16 protein-coding genes and 1 pseudogene are annotated in these 16,252 nt (G+C 43.0%); 4 read left to right on the top strand and 13 right to left on the bottom strand.

Going from position 1 to position 16,252, the window contains the following annotated elements; genetic code table 11:
* Nucleotides 1–30 precede the first annotated feature (30 nt).
* The 11 genes and pseudogenes from D7V92_RS08960 to D7V92_RS22055 all read right to left on the bottom strand — a co-directional run bounded on the left by D7V92_RS08960 (nt 31) and on the right by D7V92_RS22055 (nt 12,147).
* Nucleotides 31–3,291 carry a TonB-dependent receptor gene (locus D7V92_RS08960; protein WP_233572823.1) on the bottom strand — a complete coding sequence of 1,087 codons (3,261 nt, stop codon included), beginning with the start codon at nt 3,289–3,291 and terminating at the stop codon, nt 31–33.
* A gap of 234 nt (nt 3,292–3,525) precedes the next feature.
* Entirely contained in the window at nt 3,526–4,731 is a 1,206-nt protein-coding gene (locus D7V92_RS08955; protein WP_100263381.1) for a reverse transcriptase domain-containing protein, read from the bottom strand.
* A 303-nt stretch (nt 4,732–5,034) separates the two neighbouring features.
* The gene (locus tag D7V92_RS08950; RefSeq protein ID WP_100263380.1) at nt 5,035–5,604 is read right to left on the bottom strand and encodes a hypothetical protein; all 570 of its coding nucleotides are present in this window, start codon (nt 5,602–5,604) and stop codon (nt 5,035–5,037) included.
* Nucleotides 5,605–5,621: 17 nt separating this feature from the next.
* Nucleotides 5,622–6,275 (bottom strand): hypothetical protein, encoded by a 654-nt coding sequence (locus D7V92_RS08945; protein ID WP_100263379.1) that lies wholly within the window; start codon nt 6,273–6,275, stop codon nt 5,622–5,624.
* Between the two features lie 38 nt (nt 6,276–6,313).
* Nucleotides 6,314–6,769 carry a hypothetical protein gene (locus tag D7V92_RS08940; protein ID WP_100263378.1) on the bottom strand — a complete coding sequence of 152 codons (456 nt, stop codon included), beginning with the start codon at nt 6,767–6,769 and terminating at the stop codon, nt 6,314–6,316.
* A 320-nt stretch (nt 6,770–7,089) separates the two neighbouring features.
* Nucleotides 7,090–8,391 (bottom strand): MobV family relaxase, encoded by a 1,302-nt coding sequence (gene mobV / locus D7V92_RS08930; RefSeq protein WP_121698686.1) that lies wholly within the window; start codon nt 8,389–8,391, stop codon nt 7,090–7,092.
* Between the two features lie 213 nt (nt 8,392–8,604).
* Complete coding sequence (locus D7V92_RS08925) at nt 8,605–9,570, bottom strand: toprim domain-containing protein (protein WP_121698685.1); 966 nt, start codon at nt 9,568–9,570, stop codon at nt 8,605–8,607.
* A 253-nt stretch (nt 9,571–9,823) separates the two neighbouring features.
* Nucleotides 9,824–11,029: a primase-helicase family protein gene (locus D7V92_RS08915; protein WP_016272186.1), complete on the bottom strand. Its 1,206-nt coding sequence runs from the start codon at nt 11,027–11,029 to the stop codon at nt 9,824–9,826.
* Between the two features lie 306 nt (nt 11,030–11,335).
* Complete coding sequence (locus D7V92_RS08910) at nt 11,336–11,710, bottom strand: hypothetical protein (protein ID WP_016272185.1); 375 nt, start codon at nt 11,708–11,710, stop codon at nt 11,336–11,338.
* Nucleotides 11,707–11,919, bottom strand: a pseudogene (locus D7V92_RS08905) (tyrosine-type recombinase/integrase); the annotation flags it as partial. The gene D7V92_RS08910 and the pseudogene D7V92_RS08905, both read right to left, overlap by 4 nt.
* 75 nt (nt 11,920–11,994) lie before the next feature.
* A complete protein-coding gene (locus D7V92_RS22055; RefSeq protein ID WP_158598883.1) occupies nt 11,995–12,147 on the bottom strand; it encodes a hypothetical protein in 153 nt (50 codons plus the stop codon).
* 51 nt (nt 12,148–12,198) lie between these two features.
* Here D7V92_RS22055 and D7V92_RS08900 point away from each other — a divergent pair, with 51 nt between their 5' ends.
* From D7V92_RS08900 to D7V92_RS08885, 4 genes are read left to right on the top strand one after another with little or no spacing between them, the layout of a single operon-like run.
* Nucleotides 12,199–13,428: a site-specific integrase gene (locus tag D7V92_RS08900; protein WP_121772719.1), complete on the top strand. Its 1,230-nt coding sequence runs from the start codon at nt 12,199–12,201 to the stop codon at nt 13,426–13,428.
* Nucleotides 13,429–13,462: 34 nt separating this feature from the next.
* Entirely contained in the window at nt 13,463–14,662 is a 1,200-nt protein-coding gene (locus D7V92_RS08895) for a site-specific integrase (RefSeq protein ID WP_199718904.1), read from the top strand.
* A 21-nt stretch (nt 14,663–14,683) separates the two neighbouring features.
* Entirely contained in the window at nt 14,684–15,058 is a 375-nt protein-coding gene (locus D7V92_RS08890) for a hypothetical protein (RefSeq protein WP_121772717.1), read from the top strand.
* Between the two features lie 28 nt (nt 15,059–15,086).
* Nucleotides 15,087–15,305 (top strand): hypothetical protein, encoded by a 219-nt coding sequence (locus D7V92_RS08885; RefSeq protein ID WP_233572822.1) that lies wholly within the window; start codon nt 15,087–15,089, stop codon nt 15,303–15,305.
* A gap of 95 nt (nt 15,306–15,400) precedes the next feature.
* Here the strand turns inward: D7V92_RS08885 and D7V92_RS08880 are convergent, their stop codons facing one another.
* Both D7V92_RS08880 and D7V92_RS08875 read right to left on the bottom strand, forming a co-directional pair.
* Complete coding sequence (locus tag D7V92_RS08880) at nt 15,401–15,706, bottom strand: helix-turn-helix domain-containing protein (protein ID WP_121772716.1); 306 nt, start codon at nt 15,704–15,706, stop codon at nt 15,401–15,403.
* A 47-nt stretch (nt 15,707–15,753) separates the two neighbouring features.
* Nucleotides 15,754–16,065 carry a helix-turn-helix domain-containing protein gene (locus D7V92_RS08875; protein ID WP_121772715.1) on the bottom strand — a complete coding sequence of 104 codons (312 nt, stop codon included), beginning with the start codon at nt 16,063–16,065 and terminating at the stop codon, nt 15,754–15,756.
* Nucleotides 16,066–16,252 lie beyond the last annotated feature (187 nt).

Raw genomic sequence — 16,252 nt, 5'->3', positions numbered from 1 at the left:
TTAGTTTTTTACGAAGTAAAGATTAAATAATTAGAAATTAACACCTAAAGTAAATGAGTACGTACGAGGTTTGGGATAGGTATAAAAATCCACTCCCTGCTCAAATACGGCATCATAACTCGTTACCTCCGGATCACTACCAGAATAGTTCGTAATCAAGAACGCATTCTCCACATTGAATCCCAAGGATAAACTCTTGATGTGAGCGGCAGAAAGCATACGGGAACTAAAGTCATATTTCAAGCCGATATTACGTAAACGCAAGAACGAACCCGGCTCACAACTCCAAGAATCTACGTCATTCTCATATCCATCTCCCGGAAGGCGCAAGCTAGGCACCATCGTGTTTTGGTTTTCCGGCGTCCAAGCGTTCACCGGAATGTCCGCATAAGCATTGGAGAATGTCACACGGTTACCCATCAACTGGCGAGTGAAGTTAATCAACTTATTACCATATACCCATTGCAAATCAAACATAAACGTGAAGCCTTTCCACGAGAATGTATTTGTCATATTCATCTCGAATTTAGGAGCGCCATTTCCGATATAGTCTTGGTCTTCGCCATCCTTCATTCCATTACCATTCTTGTCCCAATACTTGATATCGCCGGGTTTCTTATTATACTTAGCGGCTTCTTCCGCCTCATCGGTTCCCCATGTACCTAGGCGAACATAGCCGTAAAGAGCATTTAAAGGATGTCCCTCTTCAATGCGTCCTCCCCACTTACCGATAATATTATCATTTATATCCAGTACCATCGAGCGGTTCATCGTATAATTCCAAGAGGTAGTCCATAAGAAACCACGGCTTTGGATATTGCGTGTATTCAAGCTCATCTCAAGACCTTGATTACGGATCTTACCCAAATTTGTCATAGTTTTCTCATATCCCGAGTTAGAAGGCAATTGTAGCTCATACAATAAATCAGTCGTAATCTTATGATAATAATCCGCCATAAACTCGATACGCCCATTAAAGAAACTCAAATCGATACCCGCGTCAAGTTGTCTGGATTTCTCCCAGCGTAAATCCGGATTTGCCATACTTTTCAACGTAACGATCGTCGTCATATCCTTGCCAAAAGGAAGGCGTTTATTCTCATAACGTGCCATAGACGCATAATCACCGATTTCCGCGTTACCCACCGTACCGTAGCTCAAACGGACTTTCATATCATCAATCACCTTTTTCGCGTTCTCGAAGAAATTCTCATTGGATACACGCCAAGCGGCCGAGAATGAAGGAAAGAAACCATATTGGTTATTCAAGCCAAAACGAGAAGAACCATCTTCACGGAAAGAAGCGCCCAATAAGTAACGATTGTCAAAATTATAGTTGATACGGGCATAGTAAGAATTCATCTTATTATCCGTATAGTCTGAGCCAACCTTAGAACGTACGGTGCCGACTCCCATATTATTGTACTCAAAATAATCATCGAAGAAATTCTCGGCCCCTAGCTCGCTTTTCTCTGTTTTTGAGTAATACCAACTGGCTCCCGCTACGACATTCAAGTTATGCTTATTCCAGCTTTTATCAAAAGTCAAGTAGTCCTCATTCGTCCACGACATCGTATTTCGATGTGCTTTCTCCGCTTTACCCTTTTGAGTATCTCCATAGCCGAATAAGGTACTCGGGGTATAAGATGAATTGATATAAGAACCATCTTGACGGCTGAAGCTAGTCGTTAACTTTAACCAAGAGGTAATTTTAAACGTACCGATCACATTAGCCAACGCGTACTGATTCTTATCGATATTCTTACGCTCCTTTAAAATTTTCACGGGGTTCTCCGTATCTTCCGCACCGGGATAATCCCCCTTACGGGAATAGGTACCGTCCTCATATTGGATAGGAAGGAACGGCAATGCTTCCAATGTATACCGAGAGATCGCATTCTCCGAGTTTCGGGCATTACTAGATCCTACATTCAACATGGCCTGTAAATGGAACCATTCTTTCAAATCCCATCCTACATTGATAAACGCATTCAACTGACGTTTATAAGTCTCCAACATAATACCCTGATTATCTTTGTAACTTACATTCGCCACAGCGGTCAGCTTATCGCTTCCTCCAGAGAAACTAAGTGAATGCTGATGAGAAAAAGCCGTACGGGTCACGGCATCCTGCCAGTCCGTATCATATTTCGGAGTCCCGTCCGGATTGAACAGGTCATTCTTATGCGTAAACATATTGCTCGGATCTAGATGGGGAGCGATACGTCCCGGTTGAGCCTCATAAGCACGCTTGAATACATCCAAAGCCTCTTCCGCATTTAAGACATCGACTTTACGAGCTAACGTTCCGGCAGACAAAACGGTATTATACGAGATATTCGTTGTATTTTTCTTACCTTCCTTCGTTGTTATCACCACAACACCATTCGCACCTCTCGCACCATAAATAGAAGAGGAAGTAGCGTCTTTCAAGATATCGATAGACTGGACAATATTCGGATCAATCTGGTCCGGATCCACGCCAACCACACCATCGACCACATATAGCGGTGTATTGGAAGAATTCAAAGAACCGATACCACGGATTTTTATCGCAGGGCTACCACCCGGCGCACCAGAATTCAAAGCGATATTAACACCCGCTACCTTTCCGGCCAATCCTTGGAATACGTTCGTGGCATTCGGACGCTCCAATAACTTCTCCGAGTCTACGGAACCCACTGAAGTTGACAAGTTTCGTTTCAACATCGTACCATATCCAACGACAACGACCTCTTCAAGCGCTTTATAATCCTCGGCCAACTTCACGTTAAACAGTGTACGATTCCCGACCTCGATCTCTTGCTCCGCATAGCCGATATAGGAAAATGACAGGATATCGTTATTAGCCGCATCCAAGCTAAACTTTCCATCCAGATCCGTAACGGTACCGACCGTCGTACCCTTAATCACGACATTGGCCCCGATAACCGGTATGCCATCCGGATCCGTAACGGTACCGGAGATCTTTTTCTTTTGTTGCTGTACGGCGTCTTTCTTCAAGATCGTGATGTGCTTACCTGATATACGGTAGGTCAAGTTCGTGTTTTTCAACAACTCATTCAACACGTCGGTAACTTGGCGATTCTTCACCTGTATATCCACCTGCTTACTATTATCGATATCCTCGCTCTTATAGAAAAACATGAACTCGGTCTGTTTCTCAATCTCCGAGACGACATCATAGAACGTCCCGTTCTTTACTTCTACCGTAACTTGAGCTTTTTGCGCATAGGTATCCGCCGAGACATGCAATATACCCAGTATTAAAAAAAGCAATGTGATCTTCATGATTGATTTAAATTTTTTAGGTAATAGCTCATCGCTATTCCAGACTTTTTCCATAACTTTGGAACATAATCCTTATTCATTTATAATAAGGACTTTGGGAAGATTATCCGATTTTGAGGTAACGAATTGCCAACCGTTCTTGTTGCTGTATTCTGCTTTGAATTGCACCCAAGTAACTCTATTTGATTGCAAAAGTACAAAATAAAAGTGAATCCCAAATCCACAATAAACTTTTTAACTGTGGATATTCAACCATCCATACTCTTCTCCAAATCGTATAGGATGAAATAACTTAACAAGTCGATTGTTTTGGTGTTTCCTTGTCTTAAAAATAACATCAGCTATATTAACCTTAGGTATATCTAATTTGCATTTGCTAATTTGATAATTAATTACATTATTCATCCATTTGATTTGACTATTGGGAATGTCAGTAAATGCATAATAACCACACCATTGAGCAATAGCTTTTTTAATAGATACTTCTTTTTCTTTGGAAGTCAATGCGTCTTTGAGTATGGTTTTTATTTTTCCAACTAATTGATTATAGCATTCTTTTGTTGGAAATAAATATTGACCATTAAAAATTACACCCAAATATTTCATACTGTTTTTCTTTGGATTTAGGAAAATAGCTGTTTTTGCATCAGAGGATGTTTTTAAAGGGTGTATAGTCAATTTTCGATTCTCTAATAGGTATTCCTCGATTTGAGATAGAATTAGCTGAGCATCTTCAATATTGGACACAGAGAATGCCATATCATCTGCATATCGAATCATTTTCCAACCTTTATAAATCGCTAATTTATCTAATTCATAAAGATATAAGTTACTTAATACTGAAGAAATCGGATTTCCTTGAGGTATTCCACCTTTTGGAAACTTTTCAATGTCACTTTTTTTTAGGTTTGAATAGTCAATAACTGGATTGATTCCTTTGTAAATCAAATGCTTCACATAATCATCAATTTGATATTGGTCTAACAATTGAATAAGTATTATCTTGTCTATTTCATCAAAAAAATGCTTAATGTCAATTTTTAATAAGATGTTTTCGGGATTATGTATTCGTTTTAATTGAACAAGAGCGTCTCGTGTACATTTCCCTTTTTGGTAAGCATAACTAATTGAGCTAACACTATTAAACAAATGACATAAAGAATCAGATAGATAGTCACTTATGGATTTTAAAACTAATTTGTCACTAATACTGTTTGGAATGATTAGCGGCCGATTACCTCCATCCTTTTTGGGAATCAGGATTGCTTTCCATTTACCAAAATTATAATCTTTCCGCTGAAGATGTCGTTCTATAACAGCTAATCTTGTTTTATAATTCTCTGCAAAAGAATTAAGGTATGGCATAATTACCTCTCCATTATTCTTTTTCTTCTTTAAAAAGCTATTCCATGCATTATGTAATAATTTATGCCAATTCATGAATGTTTTTTATTTTAGATTTTCAACGGTTTGATACAAACATTTGAATAATAATCATTTGACGGATTATTTGAGAGACAACGTAACGAGTTGGAGACCGTGCCATTTTCAGCAATTTGCGGTACTACGCTGTCAAATAACTCTTAAATATAAAAGTATATTTTTTTGCGAAAACGCAATATTAATATTCATCATCAGATATTATTCCAAATAATTATAGCATTGATATTCTCATAACAGAAGCGAGCCTTAGCTCTAATTTGGATTAGATGCCAAGGCTCGCTTACTTGTTTATGTCCAATCCTAAATATCATCCAAATCATTTTGTATTTTGGCTTCTACATTTTGAGAATCACGATAGCGAATCATTACCATACCTTCGTAAACTCCGGATGATTTTTCTATTGAAAGCTGTATGTCTCCACCAGTTACTTCCCATGCGCTACCGTACACGACTGTTCCCTGATGTACTTCCGCCATTAATGCTGTATTAGAATCAGAAAGAGCAGGATTATTTTCTTTTGAAATTGTTGGAACACCATATTTACGAGTATATAAATCTTTATAGTAGTCGTAGGTATTAACAAGAGTATTCCACTCACCACTTGGATCGAAGAAGACAACAACCGCAAAGACATTCTTTCCATCATCTGTAGCTGTCACTCCTACGGTTGCTTTACGACCCGTAAAGTCACCCGAAAACAAAGTTATATTGTTATCACGACCAAGTGAAGTAAAACCTTTTGCTTTGAGTTTTTGACAGAAAGCGGTCATACTTCCTTCTATAGGAATGCCTTTAAAAGAAAGATGTTCTTGCGCCATAATATTGATTACAGCAAAGAATAATGTTAATGTGACGAAAATTTTTCTCATACTTATTGTTTTATTGATTATATCGTAGTTAATATTTTAAAGTCTTCAATGGATATTTTCTCTATAGAGACAAGCCATTCAAGATAAGGAATATCATCTTTAAATTCACAGAACTGTTTTCCTTTATATTTTCCAAAATTTATTATTTTTTCAGATATAGATATATCCAAAGTTTTTTCAGCGTTAGGATGCAAGCGTTTAAGTTCCTCAAAATCAACCTTAAAAAATCTATCTGTTGCTTCTAACCAATAAAGATATTGACAATCCATATTATAGACATCACTCAAAGACTTCCCTTTGTATTTTCCAAACATAAGCACTTCATCCGCTTTATGAATAGGGAATATTTCATCAAACGATACGCCTGGAACATCTATTAAAACCCACTCACCACATCCAGCGCAAGGAATTTCTTCGTCTTTAATATTTGGATAGCATTCTTGTCTATAACTATCATCAGGCTTACCATTTACAAAGCATTTACCATAAGCCTTGCCATATTTACCATGTGGCTTTACTGTCTCAACTAAAAATGTTCTGTCTTGATTTGGGTCAATACGCCTTTCTTCACTTGATGACCGAACTAATCCCAACTCACACCTTTTAACTAAAAATGGAGTTCGTTTGCCTATATTGTAATAAATATTGAAAATATTATCGTGTGGATACATATTCTATTTTTGTTGTTATGTATATGAAATACCCTATATTAGTTAAATAACTTATTAAGCTTTTTTCTTATTGCATTTAGTGCTATACTTTGGTCATGGTTTACCGTCATTCCTATTCCACTACTTTTTATGACAACTACTCTTTGATTGTTGTTATAACCGTAAAACGTTACGGTTATATATGTATGTCCTCCATCCCATTTTTCAGATGTAACATGGATGTTTGGTGTGAGAATGCTATCTGAACACTCGATTATTTTTGACGTATTTGAGGCAGATAAAACTATTAAGTTTGTTTCTGCTATTTGATTTTGAACCGACATTACGACATCATCCAATTCTCTATCCCCAGATGTTTCATATCCGAAAATGACATACTTGTACTTATTTATGTTTGCATTATTTGATAAGACAATCTTGCCTGTTGCACAAGATGTTATTAACACAGTAATGATTGATATAGATATGATATGTTTTATAAAATTTTGTCCCATATTCTTTTCATTTCAATGGCCCTTTTAGTTCCAATTGAGCCGTTAATTACGCAGAAGCGTGGAACTGTATGCCACATTCTTACTTGAAGGTCGTAGGAAACCATAGATGCAGATGTAACAATAGCAGCCCACGCTATAGCGTGAGAACCACTATGCTATCCTTGCATCTAATTTGAAAATTTCCTACGTTTTCAAGTTACAAGATAAGCATAACGCTTCTTTCTTTTCTCATATGTTTTGGAAAGAGTTCCCTCAATCCGAATGCAAAAGTACGAAAAATCCGTGATGCTACATTCGATTATCACGGATTTTATTATGACTTACAGCTTAATACCACGATTTTGTCTCTTTGTAGGTATTCCCAACGCTTCCATAAACTCGTCTTTTTTTCGTCTGAACCAGCTAATGTGTGAAACACCGTCTATGTTGAGTTCAAATCTTCCCTCTGCATCCTGTTTTAGAGAGCAAACTGCACTATCAGTCTTGAAGTGTCTGTTGAACTCTCGGGAATATAGTTCACCTTTAATGGAAACATCTTTGAATGTGCATAGTTTTCTAATGATGGCATCGCCAAAGTTCAGAGTTTCACGTAGGAACTTTATCGTTGGTATCAGTTTCTCCACATACGGGAAGTAGCGTTTAACAAAATCCACGAACTCGGACAGCTTACGATTCTGTTGCTCGTATGCGTTTTTCATTTCCTGTATCTGTTTGGCTTGCCGTTTTTCACGTTCTTGGGTTTCATTTTCAAGTTCAGAAATGCGGTTTTGCAAGGCTGCATTTTCCCTTTCCAATGTCTTGACCTTGTTACTTCCGAAAAGAGAACCTACACTTTCGGCTATATTAGTGGCTGCTGTCGTGGCTGCACCTTTCAGTTTCTCGGTCTGCACCTCTTTCTTGGCCCGCCTGAGTTCTTCCTGTGCCGTTTTCTTGCGGTCTTGAAGTTGTTCTATGTCTGTCTGTAATTGTTCCGTCTGTTGCATCAAATCACGGTAATACTGCCGTGTGGAGATATGCCTTGCTTCCGAACCGTCAATACCACGCTGTAACCCGTAAATACTCATGGTTTGGGCATAGGTGTCCTGATAGGATTTGAGTTTGGCACGTGTCATAATCTCATCGGCACACAGTCGGGCGGCATCAGTTGGTTTCTTGCGGTATCGCCTCTTTACCTGTTCCTTCTTCTTGCGTTTGCGCTCTCCCTTGACTATCGGCACAAGGGTGGCGTGTATGTGCGGTGTCTGCTCGTCCATATGCAAGACTGCCGATACGATGTTCTCCCTACCGAATGTATCGGCAAGATATTTCAGATTGTCGCTACACCACCCATCCAGTCTGCCCTCGTTGGTGATGCGTTCCATATCCTCGTGCGTTCCCGTGAGCAGGACACGGATAGCCCTCACTTGGTTGTTGCCGATTTTGCGTGTCAGTCCTGCGGTGTCCAATCGGTGCTGTATGGCTTGTGTCCTGTTCTCCACCCCGTTGGGAAACCTTATCAGTTCCCGATTTAGGTGCGTCCTGCTCTCATCGGCATTCTTCGGTTTGATGGTGCGTTCTATATGCGCTGACATGGCGGCATCCGTTCCGCTTGTCTTCTCCATGTGTAATACTGCATAACCCATATAATAATCCTTTCTTTTTAACTTGTGAAACAATGGTTGGTGGTTTACTCTTGTACGGCTTTTGCCGTTGGCTGGGAGTGTCCAGAGAGGTGCAACCTCTTTGGCTTATTGGGGAATTTTCAGCGTTGCTTGCAATGCGGCTCGGACAAATTCCCTAATAAGCTACGGCATTTTCCGTTGGCAAATATCCGTGTCGCTGCAAGCATTCGCTTTCTACATCTTCAGCCCTCGTTTTTTCGGTGGATGCATCATCCGCCTTGCGGATTGGACTTGCTTCTCCTGCTCTATCGGCTCTACCGATTGGGACAAGGGCTTACCGCACAGGTAGTCGTTCAGGTCTTTGTGTCCGTTATAGTTGTGGGAGAAGTCCCTGATACGTCCGGCAAACTCTCCTGCCAGTTCCCAATACGCATTCCGTCCTGCTTCGTCATTGTCAAGCAGACAGTGTATGCGCTCATACCCGTGCAGCACGTCTATGGCTTTGGATACATTGGAAACGGAATTGAGAATAACGTAATCCTGCCCGTCAAGGTTGGGCATGATCGGGCAGTTCTTCATCCGCAAGGTGAGGAATGAAAGATAGTCCGTCATTCCCTCGAATACGAGGCATTTCTCTCTCGGTTCTCCCGACTGTCGGATATGGCTGATGTCCTTCGGGGCGATGCAACCCTTGAAGAAACGGTTGCGCACCTCATAGCCTCCTGCCACATTCGGGAATCCGATGGCGAAATAGGGTTTACCGTTGTGGACGAAGTGCAGTTCCTTACATTCAACCCGTGCCAATGCGGTATTTATTCCACGTTCCTGCAAATAGCGGAGCAATGCAGGGTGAGTGAGTTTTCTCACCTCCAAATGTTGGAAACTCGGTTCGGATGCCTGCTGGCGAAAAGAGAAAGACACGGGACGGACGTGCGGTGCTTGCTCCGCTATCTTCCCAAGCAGGTAAGGCACATAGTCCGAACCGTAAAGTTCCTGTGCCAATGCGATGATATTACCGCCTTTGCCTGTTCCGAAGTCGTACCATTGGTTGAGTTCAGTGTTCAACTTGAACGACGCTTCCGTTTCCTCCCTGAACGGTGATTTGTACCAAAGGCTTTTGCCCTGCTGCTTGACGGGACTGTAGCCCAGACTTTGCAGATAGTCTGCGATGCGTATATTCTTTGCTTCCTGTGTAGTCATAATCTTCCTATGGTTTTAATGGTGAATGAAAATCGTTGATTCGTTGAATGGCATATGTAACATACTTATATCCATATAAATAGGTCCTCAACATTCGCTCAACAAACCACTCGCCAAAAGAGAAACCGACAATCGGTCGGGGCTTTATGCTCAACTTCTCTTTTGGTCTGTTGAGATTTTGTTGAGAGTATATATTGCTTATTATCAGTATGATTATATCCTTATTCAACAATTCAACAAAAAGATAATGGAATTACAGCGTTTCAAGTTGCTGCCTTGTGACGGTATAGAAGCGTCCCACTCTCCTTATCGGCTCATACCGACACTCCCGATTATAGTTCAGTTGGTAGGTAGTGTATGTAAGTCCGTTTAGTGCAGGCGTGAGTTTCCAACACTCCTGCAATACTTTCCGCACTTGGTGCTTCTCCGCCTTGACATACGTGTTTGCCAACAGCGTGAGAATGTCGTTGCAGCAAAAAGAGAAAGTGTCAATACCCGTACTTGCCATGATGTCAAGTACAAGCTCGCTCATCTCAATCTCCAATCGGTTGCGGTTGCTGCGGATAATCTTCTGCAAGGCTTCGGTATGTAGCAATGACGGGGCAAACCACATACGGCTCTCTTTCTCAGTGGATAGCTGCCTGTGCTGCAAGTGGTAAAGGAAGGCTGGTATCTCCGCTTTCAGCTTTTGCAAAAAGTCGGTATCATCGGACTGCAAGCGGTCTATCTTGCGCACCCAATAACGTGTTTCCCCTGCGTCTATGATGACGGGCAGATACTCGTTGTTGGAACACAGCACGAACTTGGCAAAGAACGCAATCTCATCACGGTCTTTGCCTTTGGCTTCCACCTTGTAGGATAATGTGGTACTCAGGTTCTTCAACCGTTCGCTGTCCTCCCTGCGGCTAAGCAGCACTTCATCCACCACGATAAGCAGCTTGCCAGCCCAATCGGAATTGAATTGGCTACGGAAGTCCTCGTTGGTGTTGAATGTCACGTTGTTCTGAAACAGGGCTTTCAGAAAGTTCAGAAACGTACTTTTGCCTGTGTTGCGTTCTTCCGATACCAACAGTAGGATAGGCAACTTTTGGATGGGTTGCAGATATAGCAGTTGCAGGTAGTCCATTCCCAACTCGTATTGCTCCCCGAAGATGTGCTCCACCAACGAACGGATAGAGGGAAAATCACCCTCCATCGGTTTGTGGTCTATCGGTTCATAGAGGTTCAGGAACTTGTCCACTATCGGATGGTAATTCACATGGTCGGGAACCGTGCAGAAGCCGTCATACTTGGGGACGGTGGCGAGATAGTGCTTGCCGTAGTCCTGCCGTAACGTTTCGTTGTTCCACACGATTCGTTTCTTCACATAGCCACCGTTCAGTCGGGGCTGGTTCACTAACTTGTAGAGGGTCGTACCCACTCGGATAAACTCCTCCTTGCAGATGTCCGATTTACTCATTGTTCATACGCTTAAATGGTTGATAAATAATCGTGTGCAAAGTTAGAGAGGGTTGCTTGAAACCTTGATACGCAAATCACAGCAGAATGGCGCAAAAAACACACGGAATGAAAAACTTGCAGCATATCGGAGAATATGGCAATAAAAATCCCGAAGAAACAACCGTCATAGAGGGGTGCTTCTTCGGGATTGCCACATTCCTGTAAATGAATGACAATACGCCTACTCAATTATATATATGGATACATTGTCGGCAATGGGAATACGCATCGGTTTCATTACTTCATGTTGTCATACCAATACACTTTACGCTTGATATTCAGATGATTTTATGCTATTACATAGCGAAAAGAAGATGCTTGTTTTCTCTTTTCGCAAGTACAGCCTTTCAAGTATAGCATTGCGCACCCGTTCCGCTCCGTATGAACGGATGCGGAAAGCGAGGGCGATAACCATTTCAAGGCTGTAAACATCCACACTGATTTTGTCCGATATGCGGATATATCGTTGCACCTCATACTCTTTCAGTATTTCGTTTTTATATACTGTTTTAATTGCTGCACGGACAGATGGAGCGATAACACCGAACAGGCTGACAAGTTCCTCTTCGCTCATCCATACAATTTCATTCGGTATAGTTACTGTACCGTGTTCCGTGATTTCGATGATATTCCTTTTCATTGTCCTGCCATTGATACGTTGTTAAACGATTGGTTCAGCCTGTTGCCGAACAAGGTAAGGTCGCTATCCAGCTTCTGCGTTGTGATTTTTGCGTAGATTTGGGTCGTGACTATGTTCGTGTGTCCCAAAACACGGCTCACGCTCTCAATAGGCATACCCATGCTCAAAGCCAACGTTGCAAAGCCATGTCTGGCGCAGTGGAAAGTGATAGGTTATGCAAGGAAAAGCAGGCAAGTGAAGTAAAAACGTAAATCGTTTGAAATGAGCGGTATTTCACTATTCTGCTAAGTGGAGAAAATGCAAACGGCAACGGAATATTGAGGTTGTTCAGTTACCAAACCGTTAGCCGGGCAGTTACCGAAACGGGAATAGGTAACGGCAGGCAATGAAAAGAAATCCTCACCGTTTTGTTTGCGCTCATACACAGGGTTTTGCATATCAAGGAACGCTTATACGGCAAGTAATTTTGCACTAAAAAATATAAGCGTATGAAAGTAGAAAAATTCAAGGTGCTGCTCTACCTCAAAAAGAGCGGACTGGACAAGTCGGGCAAGGCTCACATCATGGGACGCATAACCGTGAACCGCACGATGGCGCAGTTCGGATGCAAACTGTCCTGCACGCCTGAATTGTGGAATCCACGTGAAAGCCGTCTGAACGGCAAGAGCAAGGAAGCGGTGGAAACCAATGCCAGGATTGAAAAACTGCTGTTGGCGGTAAACGCCGCATTCGACAGCCTTGTGTCCCGTAAGGTCGGTTTTGACGCCACCGATGTGAAAGACCTTTTTCAAGGCAGCATGGAAACGCAGATGACCCTCATGAAAATGACAGATGCAATCTGTGACGACATTAAGGCACGTATCGGCATAGACCGTGCGAAAGGAACTTATCCCGGTTATCACTATATGCGGCTGACACTCGGGGAGTTCATCGAAACCAAATACAAGGTCAAGGATTTGGCTTTCGGACAATTGACGGAACAGTTCATCCACGACTATCAGGCCTTCGTCACGGAAGATAAAGGCTATGCGATAGATACCGTCCGCCACCACCTTGCCATCCTGAAGAAAATCTGCCGCCTTGCCTATAAGAAAGGGTATTCCGAGAAATGCCATTTTCAACATTTCGCCCTGCCCCGGCAATCAGAAAGGACACCACGTGCATTGAGTCGCGAATCGTTCGAAAGAATCCGTGACGTAGAAATACCGCCATACAGGAAGACGCACATATTGGCACGCGACCTTTTTCTGTTTGCCTGCTACACGGGTGTGTCATACGCTGATGTGGTTTCCATCACGGACGAGAACCTGTACACGGACGACAACGGAGCATTATGGCTGAAATACCGCCGAAAGAAAAACGAACATCGGGCGAGCGTGAAACTGCTTCCCGAAGCGTTGGCACTGCTTGAAAAATACAGGGATGAAACCCGGGAAACGCTTTTCCCGATAATCTACCACCCGAACATGAAACGGCACATGAAAGCGTTGGCTGCACTGGCAGGCATCAAGGATAACTTGTGCTATCATCAGGCCCGCCATAGTTTTGCTTCGCTGATAACACTCGAAGCGGGTGTGCCGATAGAGACCATCAGCCGCATGTTGGGACATTCCGATATTTCTACCACTCAGGTCTATGCCCGTGTCAGCCCGAAGAAACTTTTCGAGGACATGGACAAGTTTATCAAAGCTACCGAAGATTTTCAATTAACCATTTAATACAGAAAACGATAAGCGAAGCACATTTTCACTGTTGCCCTACATCAACCGCAGCAAGGTAAAGGCTGACGGAACGACTGTCGTACTCTGCCGTATAACCATTGACGGAAAACAGACCGTCATCAGTACGGGAATTTATTGCCGACCGGAAGACTGGAACGGCAGGAAGAACGAGATAAAGTCCGCAAGGGAGAACAACCGTTTACAGGAATACCTGCGGATAACAGAGGAAGCCTACAATGAGATATTGAAATCGCAGGGCGTAGTCAGTGCGGAGATACTGAAAAACCATATCACCTTGAACAACATCCATCCGACGACCCTCCTGCAAATGGGGGAATGGGAAAGGGAGCGTTTGAAGAAACATTCCGAGGAAATAGACTCAACTTCTTCCTATCGGAGTTCAATGTATTACCAGAAGTACCTGACAAATTATCTCATGTCTTTGGGCAAGAAAGACATAGGCCTTGAAGAAGTCACGGAAGACTTCGGCAAAGCCTACAAAGCGTTTTTGAAGAGATGCAAGAATTTCGGGGCTTCCCAAACCAACCATTGCCTGCGTTGGTTGAACCGCCTGCTGTATCTGGCAGTCGATAAGGAGATTATCCGCGTGAACCCTTGTGAGGAAATGGAATATGAAACCAAGCCGGAGGCAAGGCACAGGTATATCAGCCGTGAGGAGTTCAAGAAGATACTTTCCACCCCGATGTATGACAAGCGGATGGAACTGGCAAGACGGGCTTTCATCTTTTCGACCCTGACCGGACTGGCGTATGTGGATATAATGCTCCTGCATCCACATCATATCGGGACGAATGCGGATGGTAGGCGGTACATCCGCATCAACCGCAAGAAGACAAAGATAGAGGCGTTCATTCCACTGCATCCCATAGCGGAGCGGATATTGTCGCTGTATAACACGACTGACGATGAACATCCCGTGTTCCCGCTTTCCAATCGGGATGCCCTGTGGTTTGAGATTCATGAGCTGGGTGTAATCATAGGGAAAGAAGACAACTTGTCCTATCATCAAAGTCGGCATAGCTTCGGTACGTTCCTGATTTCATCGGATATACCTATCGAGAGCATCGCTAAAATGATGGGACATTCCAATATCCGGACGACACAGGGGTATGCACGGATAACCGATGATAAAATCTCCAGAGATATGGACAAGCTGATGGAGCGAAGAAAGGAAATATCAGCTGGCGAAAAGAAAGAGGACAGAGAATAAACACCAAATAATAAACGCATTATGAGCAGAGGAATAATAACAATCAGTGAAACGGGTGCGGTCACGATGCCGACCGTATCCGTGTGGATGACGCAACAAGAGGTAGCCGACCTGTTCGGCGTGTTTTCCTGCCATGTCCGCAAGGCGATCCGTTCCATCTACAAGAACAAGGAACTGAACGAACTTGGCACGATGAAGTATCTCAAGCAACCGGATGGCATCAGTTACGATGTCTATAACATTGAAGTGATTATAGCCGTTGCATTTAGGATATGCAGTAAAGAGAGTATTTTGTTCAGGCAGTTTGTAATAAATAAAATCAGTGGCATTAAAAGAGAAACTCCGATTACATTGTTTGTTTCTTGTGACAGGGGTAACAACCGATGGTATAGTTGAGGTTCATTCCGTCAGCCACTCGTTCCCAATGTACGGATGCAAAGGTAGCATATGGCTTGATGGCAGCGGCAAGGTCGGGCGGCAAGCCGTTTCAGGCAGAATCTTCCTCCTGCGGAGCGTATTCAGCCCGAAAACCTTGCCACTGCCTGCCATACGCTTGAAGAGCATCCGGCAACGGAAACGAGCGACTGATGGGAAATCAGAAGACAGGAAAGAGGAACGGCTTACAGACGAAGCGGGATTTTGATGCTCCGTCCGTAAGCTGTTCCTTTCTCTTTTTGCCGAAAGTCCGTTGCTGACGCAATCACAGGGCAGACGGCAAACTGCGCTCCTTCAAGAAAATCATGTGTCTGTCAGCCGATAGGCAGAGCGGTAGCCGTCAGCAAGCATCCTTTCGATGTCGGATTCACGGTAGAGGATTTTGCCACCCAACTGGATATAGGCGATACGACCCTCGTTGCGATAATCTTGAAGTGTCCGGCGGCTCATCTTCAACCGTGCCGACACCTCCTTGTCAGTAAAGAAACGTTCACCGTTCAGTGTCGGGCGGTAATTGGCGGTCAGATGTTCGAAGCTGTCCAAAAGACGGTCGAGGCTGCCCATGAAGTGGATTATCCACTCGCTGTCCTTGTTAATCAGTTCATTCATGTTACTTTGGATTTAGTGTAATTACTTTGTTTACTATATGCAGGTGATTAAATCGTCCTGCCCTTGAACTTTGCTTCTTTGCACCTGTCCTCCACAACGGAAACAATACGCTGCACGTCATCGGGACGGTAGTAGGTCTTGTGGTTTATCTGCGAGTAAGCCAATGTGCCGTTATCACGAAGCGTCTGCAATGTTCGTGGGCTGATGTTGAGCATCCGGCAAACGTCCTGATTGTCCATCCACTCGCCCATTGTCTTCTCTCCGTGCCGCCGGCAGATGGCATCCATGCGACTGACGAACCGGTCGAACTTGGCGACCATCGCCTCAAAAGTCTTTCTTTCAATAGATACGATTTCCATATTGTCTTTCTTTTAGTTGGTATTGTTTCTTTTGCCGCAAAGGAATATATAATCTGCTGCTCTGCAATGGATTTGCCGAAAGTGGCAGCGTGTTGCGCCGATACGGTAGCCATTGTCCGTGGGTATCATACAGAAACGGTTCTTTTCGCATGAATGCTGTTCAAACAGAAAGGCTGACTATTTCACA

This window comes from Parabacteroides sp. CH2-D42-20, from assembly GCF_003670185.1.
Classification (GTDB): Bacteria; Bacteroidota; Bacteroidia; order Bacteroidales; family Tannerellaceae; genus Parabacteroides; species Parabacteroides distasonis.
Note: the sequence above shows the minus strand (reverse complement) of the source record. Positions and strands in the feature narration are given on the sequence as shown.

Excerpts from the sequence above, each read along its gene's own strand:
- D7V92_RS08900 (WP_121772719.1), top strand. The coding sequence starts at position 12,199 with ATGAAAGTAGAAAAATTCAAGGTGCTGCTCTACCTCAAAAAGAGCGGA.
- D7V92_RS08955 (WP_100263381.1), bottom strand. The coding sequence starts at position 4,731 with ATGAATTGGCATAAATTATTACATAATGCATGGAATAGCTTTTTAAAG.
- D7V92_RS08940 (WP_100263378.1), bottom strand. The coding sequence starts at position 6,769 with ATGGGACAAAATTTTATAAAACATATCATATCTATATCAATCATTACT.
- D7V92_RS08925 (WP_121698685.1), bottom strand. The coding sequence starts at position 9,570 with ATGACTACACAGGAAGCAAAGAATATACGCATCGCAGACTATCTGCAA.
- D7V92_RS08960 (WP_233572823.1), bottom strand. The coding sequence starts at position 3,291 with ATGAAGATCACATTGCTTTTTTTAATACTGGGTATATTGCATGTCTCG.
- D7V92_RS08950 (WP_100263380.1), bottom strand. The coding sequence starts at position 5,604 with ATGAGAAAAATTTTCGTCACATTAACATTATTCTTTGCTGTAATCAAT.
- D7V92_RS08875 (WP_121772715.1), bottom strand. The coding sequence starts at position 16,065 with ATGGAAATCGTATCTATTGAAAGAAAGACTTTTGAGGCGATGGTCGCC.
- D7V92_RS08945 (WP_100263379.1), bottom strand. The coding sequence starts at position 6,275 with ATGTATCCACACGATAATATTTTCAATATTTATTACAATATAGGCAAA.
- D7V92_RS22055 (WP_158598883.1), bottom strand. The coding sequence starts at position 12,147 with ATGCAAAACCCTGTGTATGAGCGCAAACAAAACGGTGAGGATTTCTTT.
- D7V92_RS08880 (WP_121772716.1), bottom strand. The coding sequence starts at position 15,706 with ATGAATGAACTGATTAACAAGGACAGCGAGTGGATAATCCACTTCATG.
- D7V92_RS08910 (WP_016272185.1), bottom strand. The coding sequence starts at position 11,710 with ATGAAAAGGAATATCATCGAAATCACGGAACACGGTACAGTAACTATA.
- D7V92_RS08890 (WP_121772717.1), top strand. The coding sequence starts at position 14,684 with ATGAGCAGAGGAATAATAACAATCAGTGAAACGGGTGCGGTCACGATG.
- mobV (WP_121698686.1), bottom strand. The coding sequence starts at position 8,391 with ATGGGTTATGCAGTATTACACATGGAGAAGACAAGCGGAACGGATGCC.
- D7V92_RS08885 (WP_233572822.1), top strand. The coding sequence starts at position 15,087 with ATGTACGGATGCAAAGGTAGCATATGGCTTGATGGCAGCGGCAAGGTC.
- D7V92_RS08915 (WP_016272186.1), bottom strand. The coding sequence starts at position 11,029 with ATGAGTAAATCGGACATCTGCAAGGAGGAGTTTATCCGAGTGGGTACG.